This is a genomic window from Paenibacillus sp. NPDC058898 (genome assembly GCF_049316025.1).
Taxonomy (GTDB): domain Bacteria; phylum Bacillota; class Bacilli; order Paenibacillales; family Paenibacillaceae; genus Paenibacillus_AQ.
Map to the genome: position 1 here is coordinate 1 of NZ_JBMOSM010000024.1, position 13,128 is coordinate 13,128.

General features: G+C 50.9%; 10 protein-coding genes. 4 read left to right on the plus strand and 6 right to left on the minus strand.

Annotated features, from left to right (window positions below):
• Positions 1–424: 424 nt before the first annotated feature.
• Both ACOZB4_RS32255 and ACOZB4_RS32260 read right to left on the minus strand, forming a co-directional pair.
• The gene (locus tag ACOZB4_RS32255) at positions 425–1,993 is read right to left on the minus strand and encodes a peptidoglycan DD-metalloendopeptidase family protein (protein WP_379411870.1); all 1,569 of its coding nucleotides are present in this window, start codon (positions 1,991–1,993) and stop codon (positions 425–427) included.
• Between the two features lie 272 nt (positions 1,994–2,265).
• On the minus strand, positions 2,266–2,952 hold the full coding sequence (locus tag ACOZB4_RS32260; protein ID WP_379411873.1) for a hypothetical protein: 687 nt from the start codon (positions 2,950–2,952) through the stop codon (positions 2,266–2,268).
• 255 nt (positions 2,953–3,207) lie between these two features.
• Here ACOZB4_RS32260 and ACOZB4_RS32265 point away from each other — a divergent pair, with 255 nt between their 5' ends.
• From ACOZB4_RS32265 to ACOZB4_RS32280, 4 genes are all read left to right on the plus strand, one after another.
• The gene (locus ACOZB4_RS32265; RefSeq protein ID WP_379411876.1) at positions 3,208–3,885 is read left to right on the plus strand and encodes a response regulator transcription factor; all 678 of its coding nucleotides are present in this window, start codon (positions 3,208–3,210) and stop codon (positions 3,883–3,885) included.
• Positions 3,882–5,264: a sensor histidine kinase gene (locus ACOZB4_RS32270; RefSeq protein ID WP_379411879.1), complete on the plus strand. Its 1,383-nt coding sequence runs from the start codon at positions 3,882–3,884 to the stop codon at positions 5,262–5,264. The genes ACOZB4_RS32265 and ACOZB4_RS32270 overlap by 4 nt, the downstream gene beginning before the upstream one ends.
• Before the next feature lie 122 nt (positions 5,265–5,386).
• Entirely contained in the window at positions 5,387–6,487 is a 1,101-nt protein-coding gene (locus ACOZB4_RS32275; protein WP_379411881.1) for an ABC transporter permease, read from the plus strand.
• Entirely contained in the window at positions 6,487–7,185 is a 699-nt protein-coding gene (locus ACOZB4_RS32280) for an ABC transporter ATP-binding protein (RefSeq protein ID WP_379411884.1), read from the plus strand. Before ACOZB4_RS32275 ends, ACOZB4_RS32280 begins: the two co-directional genes overlap by 1 nt.
• 432 nt (positions 7,186–7,617) lie before the next feature.
• On the opposite strand, the gene ACOZB4_RS32285 is transcribed toward ACOZB4_RS32280, so the two are convergent.
• The 4 genes from ACOZB4_RS32285 to ACOZB4_RS32300 form a co-directional block, all read right to left on the minus strand.
• Positions 7,618–8,907 carry an adenylosuccinate synthase gene (locus tag ACOZB4_RS32285; RefSeq protein ID WP_098749584.1) on the minus strand — a complete coding sequence of 430 codons (1,290 nt, stop codon included), beginning with the start codon at positions 8,905–8,907 and terminating at the stop codon, positions 7,618–7,620.
• A gap of 412 nt (positions 8,908–9,319) precedes the next feature.
• Entirely contained in the window at positions 9,320–10,684 is a 1,365-nt protein-coding gene (dnaB, locus tag ACOZB4_RS32290; protein ID WP_071219350.1) for a replicative DNA helicase, read from the minus strand.
• Between the two features lies 1 nt (position 10,685).
• On the minus strand, positions 10,686–11,129 hold the full coding sequence (rplI, locus tag ACOZB4_RS32295) for a 50S ribosomal protein L9 (RefSeq protein ID WP_071219349.1): 444 nt from the start codon (positions 11,127–11,129) through the stop codon (positions 10,686–10,688).
• Positions 11,126–13,126: a DHH family phosphoesterase gene (locus ACOZB4_RS32300; protein WP_379411889.1), complete on the minus strand. Its 2,001-nt coding sequence runs from the start codon at positions 13,124–13,126 to the stop codon at positions 11,126–11,128. The genes rplI and ACOZB4_RS32300 overlap by 4 nt, the downstream gene beginning before the upstream one ends.
• Positions 13,127–13,128: the final 2 nt, after the last annotated feature.

Here is a 13,128-nt window from a genome sequence, read left to right on the forward strand (position 1 = left end):
GAAGACGCCTTTGGGAGCCCTTTGTCCCCTCATAAAATTCAATTCAGACAAAGGGCGGACAACAGCGGCTGGAAAGATATTTCCCGTTCTGCCCCGCCCACACCGCCTCCCTACGGCCGCTCGATTTAGGGAGCGGCCACCCGCTTCGCAGCTTAGCAGGAAGGCACGGGGATGGATTCGACAGATAAGGGAAAATATCTTGGAAGACGCCTTTGGGAGCCCTTTGTCCCCTCATAAAATTCAATTCAGACAAAGGGCGGACAACAGCGGCTGGAAAGATATTTCCCGTTCTGCCCCACATCCCCACTCCGACTGGCAAGACGCAAAGATGGCCGCCCCCGTTAAGGAGCGGCCATCTTCACTATTATGATATATGAACCAATAATGGCTTATGTCGCATTGGTTTACCTAGTATAACACAGAACTACAGATAATTCATCGGATTTTGGGCAACTCCATTTTTTTGCACTTCGAAATGGAGATGAGTTCCAGTAGAACGGCCCGTATTGCCCATGACGCCCAGCTTGGAGCCTTGTCCAACGGATTGTCCGCTGCTCACGGAAATCCTGCTCATATGCCCATATAGGGTGCGGTATCCATTGCCATGATCGACAATGACGACATTGCCGTAACCGCTCTGCTGACCAGCGAAGACCACGGTTCCCGAGGCGGCTGCCATAATCGTGCTTCCGCCAACCATATCGACACCCTCATGGCTTCTTCCCCAGCGATGACCGTAGGCACTCGTAATGCGTGCCCCGCTGACCGGCCATGCGAACATGCTGCCATCGGACTTTTGGCTCACTGTCACCGCTTTTTTCTTAGGTGCTACCTTGGTGCCTTTATACACGACTTCCGGCAGCGATTCCTGAACCACTTGTTGGCCTGTCCATTGCTTGGAGACAACCTTGCCATTCTCTTTGGTCACGATATAATCCACCGTTTTGACGCCATCCCGTCCGGGCCGAACGACCTTTCGTTTCCCAAGTGGAAGCTCGCTGCTCTTGCGGACAATCGTTTCCGGTTTGCTCGGCTGCTTCAACGACACCGTCTCCACCGTTCTTACCGTCAGCGGCGCTTCCGGCTTCGTCACCTGCAGCTCGGCCCCGATCTGAACATATTTCTCCTCCAGTCCGGGATTCAGCGCCATGACGTCCGCAGACTTCATACCGAAATGCTGTGCAATTGAGGAGATCGTATCCCCCTCTTTCACCGTGTACACCACCGGCTTGTCCTTCGTGCCGGTCAGCACCTTGACCGCTTCTTCCACGTCCAGCACCTTGTTCGGGTCGGCCTTCGTATTAGCAAGCGAGATCTTCTCCTTGATATCCACGGACTGGAGCCCACTTCCGTCACCACTCTTCTTGCCCGATGCCGATGCGGACGTCTTCGTGAAAGCGACCTTCTGCGTCTTCTCTTTCTGGGCAGCCGCCGGCGCGAACTTCAGCTTGGCTGCTTCGACGGCAGCTTTGGCCGTCTGCTGATCCTTCACGATCGCCACGGTCTTGCCGTTCACCTTCAGCTCCACGCCGCGGGCATATGCCTTCAGGATGTTATCCAGCTTATGGAGTGTCTCCTCGCTGTTCACCTCTGGTTTATAAGAACGGTCGGCTTTGGTTGTAATGCCGTTGGTATTGAGCACCATAAGCACATCTGGGTACTCTTCCTGATATTCCTTCTGCTTCTCTTTGAGCAGCTGGTCAAGCTGGGCATCATCTTGAATGGTACCGATTGCTTTTCCATCTACATACACATGATAGAACGGAATCGTATTCGCGTTCACATACGCTTTTCCGCCCGTATATATCGATCCTGCTATGAGCATTGCCCCTGCCGAAATCCAAATCCACCTACGCGGTGAGGTCCATCCCCGTTTTTGTGGATTCGACGGCTCCGAGGGCTCACGATTCGAGTTGTTGTTGTGGGCAGAATGATCGGCTGCTTGCTTACGCAAGAGGCTGTCTATCCACCGTTTCCCCTTAGAACCTTTCATGTCTCTCTCCTTTAAGCCTTGTTCATATGTAAGAATCCATTCATCTGAACATGCTGACTTAGCATTGAATGTGACACAACCTGTCAAAAGGTATCAAAATTTTAACCTTTTCGATCTTCGTATACTTTAACATAGCCTTTACAATCATTTCAAGTTTACAAAAACAGCGAAAAACCCGCGCCCAGCGCGGGTTTCCTCATTTTTCCTAATATATATCCTTAGCAAGTCAGTGACAAAACAGTGACAGAACAGGCCTGAACGCCGTCATACCGTTATTCTTTGAGCATGGTAATCAGTTTATCGAATTCCTCTGCATTCAAATATTTGGATATGCCCTGTTCGATGTCCGCAAGTTCCGCTGCGGTCAGACCATCCTCCATCGCCTCGGAGATCTTCTGCATTTCCGATTGAGGCAGCTTATTCATCAGCATGGTAAAAATCTCTTCCTTCTCCTCTGTTGGCAGACTGTCCTTCCGATCCACAATTTCCCCCGGTGTCATTACAATCTCCTGATCTTCCAGCGAGGAATCGTCAGGCTGCTCTGTCGTGTTTGTGCCCATCACTGGCAAAGAATTATCCGGTGCCTCTTCTTCATTCGGCGGCCCCCCTGACGTTCCCGATGATTCCGAACTGGTCTCCTCGTCCTCTTTTGCCTCACCTTTCGTCTCTGATCCGGCTCCTGATGCCGGTTCTTTGGACTCGGTACCTTTATCTTCTGCCGATTCGTTATCCTTCACGGCGTTGACGCTGCCAACATCCGACTTTGTGCCGGAGCCCATGCCCAGCATCGCCTTCATAATACCTCCAACCCCCATCGACTCTGTCTCCAGCTGAATGTTAAAGCTGGACAACACCGATTGAATATAGGCATTGACCACGATGCCTGTTGTCACAATCGTGAGCGTGCTCACCAGGATGGCAGTCAGGCTGACTTTCAGCAGCCATTTCATCCACTTCATCCGTATTCCTCCTTCGCTCATGCATGCTCTGAAATGACATGGCCATAATTGCTTTCTTTTTCCAGTATTGACGGCTCGGAATCGCTTCAATCCCATATCATCCATTTTTTCTACTTCCATTTGATATATTTCATGATTCAGGTGTTTTTAGGCCACACTACTTCCGTGCTATGAAGGCCGCAATCGACCGCACAGGGGTATTTATGATACATATATAGTCATCAGAACTGCACACGAAGGAGGTTCATTCTAGTAATGATTCATATATTAATCGCGGATGACGACGCGCATATTCGGGAACTGCTGCAATATCATCTTCAATCCGAAGGGTACACGGTCTTTACTGCTGCTGATGGGGAGGAAGCTTCTGCTTGTTTAGCGGAGGAACAGGTTCACCTGGCTGTCGTGGATGTCATGATGCCGAACAAGGACGGTTATCAGCTCTGCGAAGAAATTCGGCGTTATTATGATTTTCCCGTTATTCTGCTGACGGCCAAGGATCAGCTCGTGGATAAGGAGAAAGGCTTTGCTGTTGGAACGGATGACTACTTAACCAAACCATTTGAACCAAGGGAGCTGCTGTTTCGAATCAAAGCGCTTTTGCGGCGGTATCAGATGGTCAGCGCGGATAAGATCCATCTGAACGAAACCATCATCGACCGCAAAAGCTATGAAGTCCAGGGGCACGGGAAGGTACTGATGCTGCCGATGAAGGAATTTGAACTTCTCTCCCAGCTTGCGAGCTTCCCGGACCGGACGTTCTCGCGCGAGGAATTGATTCAGCTCATCTGGGGAACGGATTTTGACGGAGATGACCGGACCGTTGACGTCCATATCAAACGGCTGCGGGAACGCTTCGCGGACCGAAGCGGAGATTTCCAAATACGGACCATTCGGGGTGTGGGGTATAAATTGGAGGCGATGCCGCAGTGAAAACCCTCTATTCGCGAATCGTCCTCACTACCATCGCCATTATGGTTATCAGCAGCCTGATTGCTTTTGTGTTGTCTAATCTCTACTACCAGTACAATCTCAAGCCCTTCAATGATCAGAAGGTCACCACCATGGCCAAGGATATCGGGGATTTCTATGACAGCCACCCGGAGATTGATATTCATGAATATCTCCACCACATCGGACAGCTCGGCTATCAATTCTATCTGGTGAACGATCAAGGCAAGGCGTGGCTCTATGGCGGCATTTTCCGTGAGCGGGACCTCTCGCCCGAAACGGTGCAGCAGGTGCTGGACGGTAAGGTATACCATGGCATCGCGGAGTTCCCATCGGAGCTGTTCATTACCGGCTTTTTTGACAATGTCCTAAGCAATTCCATCGGCATTCCATTACAGGTAGACGGCAGCCCTCACGCGCTCTTCATCAGGCCCGATATTACCGTTCAGTTCGGCGAAATGCGGATCTTCTTCTCGATCATTATGGCCATCGCCATCCTGCTGAGCATTCTGCTTGTAGGCATCATTACGCGATATATCGTGAAGCCGATTGTGAAGTTAACTGAGGCTACCCAGAGCGTGGCGCAGGGCCAATATAACATTGAGCTGAATGTCGCCCGGCGGGATGAGCTGGGACAGCTCGCAAATCATTTTTCCCAGATGGCCAAAGGTTTGGCGCAGCTGGAGCAGATGCGTCAGGAGTTTGTATCCAATGTATCGCATGAAATCCAGTCACCGCTTGCCTCCATTCAGGGCTTTTCGCAGACGCTGCAAACCAAGCGCTTGTCCGAAGAACAGCGGCAGCGTTACTTGTCGATCATTGAAGCGGAGAGCCGCCGAATATCCCAACTTAGCAAACAGCTGCTTATGCTGGCTTCCTTGGATAAGGAAGAGAACATTCTGGAGAAATCCACCTTCGACGTTGCCGAGCAAATCAGGCAGGTATTGTTTCACACCGAATGGAGCTGGCGCAGCAAGGACTTGACCATCGATATGTCGCTGCCTTCAACCTATATCTATGGTGATCAACACCTGCTGCATCAAGTATGGACCAACCTCATCACCAACAGCATTAAATTTACGGCTCCAGAGGGCGTCATCTCGCTGCGTGTCACCGAACAAAACAACAAACAATGCAGCATCGAGATCTCGGATACGGGCATTGGCATTCCGCAAGAGCATCTCCCCCACATCTTTAACAGGTTCTACCGTGTGGATGAGGCTCGGGATCGTTCAGAGGGCAGCAGCGGATTGGGCTTATCCATTACTCAGAAGATTGTTGAGCTCCATGGCGGGCGTATTGAAGTAACGAGTGAGCCTGGAAAAGGAACCACCTTCACCGTCATTCTCTCCATCGTGTAATGCAACCTTATCGTGAGTTCATGCTCCGTTCATATTCCATTCCTATACTTGAGGCATATCCCTCAGAGATCGATAAAAGGGATGATGCGCTACTCAATTACAGGAATGGAGATGAGAAACACATGTTTCTTGCACTGCGTGAACTTCGACATGCGAAGCTGCGCTATCTGCTGATTGGTTTCATTATGGTACTGATTGCCTGGCTCGTCCTATTCGTGACGGGATTGGCTCAAGGGCTCTCCTCCGATAACGCCTCTTCCATACAAAATATGAAGGCCGACTATTTGGTGCTTCAGGAAGAGTCCGATCATCGGATCAATCGTTCCATTCTTACCGAAGAACTCTGGAACGAAGTACAGCGACACCCTGGTGGAAACGATGCCACGCCGCTAGGGGTGCACATGAACACGTTGACCAAGGAAGGCTCCACGGCCAAATTCGACGCGGCTTTTTTTGCCATCGATGTGCAGAGCATGTTGGCCCCCAAAGTTGTTGAAGGCACCATGATTAGCAATACGGATACAGACCATGTGATGGCCGACAGATCCCTGAAGGACGACGGGTACCGGCTGGGCGACCGGATCGTAGATCAGGCTACAGGCGCCGCTTTTACGATTGCGGCGTTTACGGAAGGTCAATCCTTCAGTCATGCCCCGGTCATTCATATAAATTTTGAGGAATGGAAGGCTCTTCTTCCAAGTAGTGCGAAGCAAGTACCCATCTATAGTGCGGTCGCTTTAAATGGCAGTCCGGAGCAGATAGAAGCCTTGGCCCGGGAGGTATCCGGCATTGAGATCATGACGAAAGACGAAGCGCTGCAGGGCATCCCCGGATTTAAGGAGGAGCAAGGCTCTCTTATCATGATGATTGTATTCTTGTTTGTGATCGCGGCTTTTGTCCTGGCTGTGTTCTTTTACGTCATCACGATTCAGAAAATGAATCAGTTCGGTGTCTTGAAGGCCATTGGAGCTGGAACCGGCTATCTGGTGAGGAATCTCATTTTTCAAGTCCTGACCCTTACCATCGTCAGTCTTGCGATCAGCATTGGCCTGACTTATGGAGTATCGCTCCTACTGTCCGGCATCGTACCGTTTTCATTACCCCCTTCGGTCGTCCTGCTCTGTTCGTTGCTATTCCTCGCGGTATCCCTGATGGGATCGCTATTGTCACTGTATCGCGTCATCAAGATCGATGCCATCGAAGCTATCGGGAGGGCTGCATAATGAAATCATCCAAACTGTTATTGGATCAGGTGGGCAAACAATTCGGCGATGGGGATACCACAGTTAACGTACTTAACAACATATCACTGGACATCAAAAGCGGGGAATTTGTCGCGGTTGTTGGGCCTTCCGGCTCCGGCAAAAGTACCTTTCTCTCCATTGCAGGGGCACTGCTGTCCCCTACCCAGGGACGAATATGGATGGGCGATCAGGAGGTTACAAGGCTATCTGCAAAAAAATTGAATCAGCTGCGGCTGAACCATATCGGATTTGTCTTTCAATCCTCCAATCTGATTCCTTATCTAACTGTTCGCGATCAGCTCCTCCTGATTGCCAAGCTGGCAGGTCAGCACGGCCAGGAGCCGCAGCAGCGGGCGGATGAGCTGCTTCATCGGCTGGGTTTATCGCACCGTAAGTTTCATTACCCTGAGAGCTTATCCGGCGGCGAACGGCAGCGCGTTGCCATTGCCCGGGCATGGATGAACAATCCGGAGCTCATTCTTGCAGACGAGCCGACTGCAAGCCTGGATTCGGAGCGCGGTCGAACCGTTGTTCAGATGCTCGCCGATGAGGTCAAGTTGCGCCAGAAAGCCGCCGTCATGGTCACGCATGACAAGCGCATGCTCGATCTATGTGACCGAATCGTCTATATCGAGGACGGCAAGTTAACCGAACAGCGACCGCCCACTCTGCTATAGTATGAAAAAACCGGATTCATCCCTAGTAACCTAGTAGATGAATCCGGTTTTTATTATGCTGGATCGTGTACCTTGTCCAGCTCTCAAGAAAGCCATACGCCTCATTGAATTCGTATGGCTTCTGTCCCCCCTACATTGTTCTGACTGCATATACCCGCTGCCTTTAGCCCCAATTCCAAATTATCAGCGTGCTGTCCTCTATGTCTCTCTCCATTATAGGGTGGATGGACAACCGACTAAGGGATAATATTATTCAAATGAAGGGACAAATTCTTCCACATTTTGGGTATCGATGTTATCTCGAGGTATTTACTTGATTTCACTTCATTGCCCAAAAGAAAAACCCGCCGACAATATCATCGGCAGGATCATGGACCTATCTTATTGTTGAAATTGAACTTCTAGTCTCTCTGTTCTTCGTCCAACGCTAGATTATTTCTCGTAAATCGGAAGCACTTGATTCGTCTGCTCCCGGTTGCGGCCAACGGAGAAGATGGCAATCGGAATGCCGGTCAGCTCGGATACGCGCTCGACATAGCGACGGGTGTTCTCCGGCAGATCCTCCAGCGTTTTTGCTCCGGTAATGTCTTCGTTCCAGCCTGGCAGCTCTTCATAGATTGCTTCGCATTCAGCAAGCATTTTCAGGCTTGCTGGATAGTGTGTGATTTCTTCACCGCGGAATTTATATGCCGTACAGATCTTAACGGTCTCAAGACCACTCAGCACATCAAGCGAGTTCAGGGACAAGCCGGTAATTCCGCTCACACGGCGGGCATGGCGTACAACTACGCTATCGAACCAGCCTACGCGGCGAGCACGTCCGGTCACCGTGCCGTATTCATGTCCTTTTTCACGAATGTACTCACCGATCTCATTGTCCAGCTCCGTTGGGAAAGGTCCATCCCCTACACGCGTCGTATAGGATTTAGCCACACCGATCACCTGTTGAATCTTCGATGGCCCTACACCGGAGCCGATACATACACCGCCGGCAGAAGGATTCGAAGACGTAACGAACGGGTACGTGCCTTGGTCGATGTCCAGCATAACGCCTTGCGCGCCTTCGAACAATACTTTTTGATTCGCATCGATTGCATCATTCAGGATGACGGAAGTATCACGCACATATTTACGAATGATTTCGGCGTATTCCAGGTATTGCGTCAGAATCTCTTCGACATTGAGTTCTTCCCCGCCATACACCTGGGTAATGACTTGATTCTTCTCCTTCACCAGATGGCGAAGCTTCAGCTCGAACTCTTCCGCATCCATCAAATCTGCGATCCGGATGCCGTTACGTGCCGCTTTATCCATGTAGCAAGGGCCGATTCCCTTGCGGGTCGTACCGATTTTGTTCGGACCTTTGCGGTCCTCTTCCAGAGCATCCAATACCATATGATAAGGCATGATAACATGAGCACGATCACTGATTACCAGATTATCCGTGCTGAACCCGTTATCATGAATATAATTAATCTCTTCAATAAGTGCAGCCGGGTTAACGACCATACCGTTTCCGATCACACAGGTTTTATCTTTATAGAATACTCCGGATGGAATCAAACTAAGCTTGAATTTTTTACCGTCAATCAGAATGGTGTGGCCGGCATTGTTGCCGCCTTGGTAACGGGCTACCACGTCAGCGCTTTCCGCCAAATAATCCGTGATTTTCCCTTTCCCTTCATCTCCCCATTGTGTTCCCACAACGACTACCGTTGACATATTCATTCCTCCGCCCGGGCTGTTACACCCTTAATATTTCACGTAACACTGATGAAATAACCTCTACATGATGATTAAAATTCAACCTCACTGCACTAAAGCAGCAATACCAGTGTAACAGTCCCCATTTTTAAAGTCAAATACAAAAACGAACAATCGCACATTAGTGTGTACGATTGTTCGGAATTAGGACGAGATTATACAATGATTGCCTCATTATTCGGGGAACCGCCATAAGAAAAACGACTGTCGACGTACTTTCTCTGAAGACAGACCGCGGTTAGAGGAAGTTTTTCTTGCGATATCAGGAAGGCCCAAGCTTCGAAGTTTATACTTGATATCTTAAGAAATGCCCCTAACTTACAGCCAGCGGCAAGTATCTGTCTGGCTAGACTAAGGTTGAATACCGCCGTTATCCGGCGGCGAAGGCATCGGCATGGGTTCGCTCGTAATTGACGAATTTATTAAAGTTCTTCAGGAAGACCAGTTCCACCGTGCCTACAGGACCATTACGCTGTTTGGCAATGATGATCTCGATGATGTTCTTCTTCTCCGTCTCCTGATTGTAATAATCATCCCGGTACAAGAACGCAACGATATCGGCATCCTGCTCAATCGAACCGGATTCCCGAAGGTCACTCATCATCGGACGCTTATCCTGACGCTGCTCCACTCCCCGGCTGAGCTGTGACAGCGCAATAACCGGCACTTCGAGCTCACGGGCGATTTGTTTAAGCGTACGCGAGATCTCGGATACCTCCTGCTGCCGGTTCTCCCCGGCCTTGCCGCGTCCATGAATGAGTTGGAGGTAATCGATCAGGATCATGCCGAGCCCCTTCTCCTTCTTCAGACGGCGGCACTTCGCACGTATATCGGCAACCGTAACGCCCGGTGTATCATCAATGTAGATCTCGGCTTCCGACAGAGCTGCAATGCCCATCGTGAGTTTGGACCAATCCTCATCACCCTTGAAATCACCGTTACGCATGACCCCGGCGTCCAGGTTAGCCTCCGCACAGATCATACGCTGTACGAGCTGCGGCGCTGACATCTCCAGACTGAAGATCGCGACAGTTTCTTTGGCTCGAATTGCCACGTTCTGGGCGATATTCAAGGCAAAGGCGGTTTTACCTACGGAAGGACGGGCAGCTACGATGATCAAATCGTTGCGCTGGAATCCGCTTGTCATTTTGTCCAAGTCCACGAAGCCGGATGGAATGCCCGTTGTATTCCCCCGGTTCTGATGGAGAACCTCCACCTTCTCGAACACTTCCATCAGCACGTCGCGGATCGCAATAAATCCGCTGCCTGTGCGTCGATTGGAAATCTCGAGAATGCGGCGCTCCGCCTCACTGAGCATACCGGATACGTCTTCCCCTCCGGTATATCCTTCACTGACAATCTGTGTTGCGGTTCGAATCAACCGCCGCAGCATCGATTTCTCTTCGATGATCTGGGCGTAATAATCCACGTTTGCAGCCGTCGGAACCGCATGTGCCAGCTTGGCTAAATAGCTGACGCCTCCGACCTCTTCCAGCTGCCCTTTATCTTGCAGGAGAGATGTAAGGGTCACCAGATCGATCGGTTGATTGCCTTCCCCGAGCTGCACCATAACTTCATAGATCATCTGATGCGTTTTGTCGTAGAAGTCCTCGGCCTGCACCCGCTCCATCGCTGTAATCAGCGCTTCACTTTGCAGCAGAATGGCACCCAGCACCGCCTGCTCTGCCTCAAGGTTCTGCGGGGGAACCCGATCGAAATAGAGTTCTCCTCCCATATTACTCCTCCGTAATTTGAACCTTGAGCGTCGCCTTGACGTCAGGGTGCAGCTTCACTGGAATCTGGGTAACACCCAGACTGCGGATCGGATCGCTAAGTTCAATTTTGCGTTTGTCGATTTTAATCTTCTGTCCTGCCAGAGCTTCAGCAATTTGTTTACTGGTAATGGCACCGAACAAACGGCCGCCCTCTCCAGCTTTAGCTTTCAGGACAACCGTCATCTCTTCCAGCTTCTTGCCAAGCGCCTGCGCCTCTTCCTTCTCCTGGGCTTTGCGCTTCTCCTCGGAAGCCTGCTGCTGCTCCAGCGTCTTCATGTTGCCGTCGGTTGCCGGACGAGCGACTCCCCGCGGAATCAGGAAGTTTGTTGCGTACCCTTCCGAAACTTCCTTCACTTCACCTTTCTTGCCTTGACCCTTCATATCTTTTATGAAAATGACTTTCATTCAAATAACCCCTCTTTCGCTTCGATGTCCTTCAGTACCTCCATCAACTTCTCCTCGGCTTTCTCAGGCGTCGTATCCAGTTGTACTGCGGCGTTCGTTAAATGTCCGCCTCCCCCGAGACGTTCCATAATCATCTGAACATTCATCTTGCCCATGGAGCGGGCGCTAATACCAATCTTGCCGTCTGTGCGTTCGCTAATGACAAACGATGCCTGCACATCCGTCATATTCAGCAGCATATCCGCTACTTGAGCGATCAGCAGCTGCGGCATAGGCTCCCCGCTCGTCGATACCGCAATGGCGATATGGTCATATACCATTTTAGCATGTTTCACGATTTCTGCCTTCGCTATAAATTCTGTCAGATCTTCCTTGAGCACCCGCTGAATCATCATCGTATCAGCTCCGTGACGCCGTAGGAAACCGGCAGCCTCGAACGTTCTCGATCCCGTGTGGAGGGCAAAATGCTTGGTATCTACCGTGATCCCCGCCAATAGGGCCGTCGCCTCAACCGGAGTAAGGGATACCCGCTCGTGAATATATTGCAGCACCTCGGTAACCAGCTCACAGGTCGAGGAGGCATACGGTTCAAGATAGATCAGCACTGCGTCATTAATAAACTCTTCTCCGCGCCGGTGATGATCCATCACCACAACCCGGCTTGCGCGATGAACCAGCCGCGGCTCCATCGTCATGGAGGCTTTATGCGTATCAACCACAACGAGCAATGTATGCTCTGTCATCATCTGCATCGCTTGTTCGGTGGAGACGAATCGGTTCATCAAGGTCTCGTCCTTGCGGACCTCTTCCATAAGCCTCGAAATCGACGGATTCATTCCCTCCATCACGATATAAGCCTCCACTTTATACATCTGGGCTGCTTTCAGTATGCCGATTGCAGCGCCGACCACGTCCATATCCGGCAGCTTATGGCCCATGATGATCACTTTGTCGCTCTCCTGCATCAAATCACGCAGCGCATGGGAGATGACACGTGCCCTTACGCGCGTCCGTTTCTCCACTGCATTGGATTTACCGCCATAGAAGGAAAGCCTTTGACCCGCTTTGACGGCAGCTTGATCTCCGCCGCGGCCCAGCGCCATATCCAAACTGGATTGTGCCAGCTGCCCCAGCTCCGTAATGTCCTCTGAACCGAAGGCAAGGCCAACGCTTAGCGTCAGCGGTACCTTCAGATCGGCGGTCATCTCCCGGACTTCATCCAAGATGAGAAAACGGCTGTTCTCCAGCGCATCCAGCGACCGGTGGTTAAGCATCATCAAATAGCGGTCCGAGGAAAGTCTCCGCAAATAGACGTTAAATTCACGCGCCCAATCGGTGATCTCACTGGTTACCTTCGCAATCAATGCCGTACGCTGTTGATCATCCATCCCCTGCGAGGCCTCATCGATGTTATCCATCATGATAATGCCCAAAGCCAATCGCTCATCCTCATACCGCTGCCTTAGCACGGCCAGCTCGGTAATCTCATCCAGATAAATGAGTCGCTCATCCGGAATGACGGTTGCTCCATAGAACTTATCCTCGTGGGAGATCTCCAGACGAATTTCTTTCGGCAGCTTCTCCTTGTTATCCTTCTTCTCTTGGGCTTCCTTCATCGCGTTAACCAGCTGAGGAAACAATTCCTGCAAGGATACCCCGACCAACGATTGATGCGGAAACATATTGACTACGAATTGGTTATGCCACTCCACAGTCTTGTCTTCGCTGTACAGCACAATGCCAAATGGCAGTACGCTTACCGCTTCGCCCTCGACCCGCTGAATCCGAAATGACAGATCCCCAATATAATCCACCAGCTCGCGGCGGAATTGCATCTCCGTCTTCAGCATCGCATAGCCGCCTACCACCGCAAGCAGCAATCCGACCAGCCCCAGAATGGTATTGTAGAACGACAGAAAAATAACAAGCAGAAGCACCAGCGCAAACGCCCAGACAGTATGATAGCCGTGCCAGCGCTTCTGCAGAAATTTAGGCATGA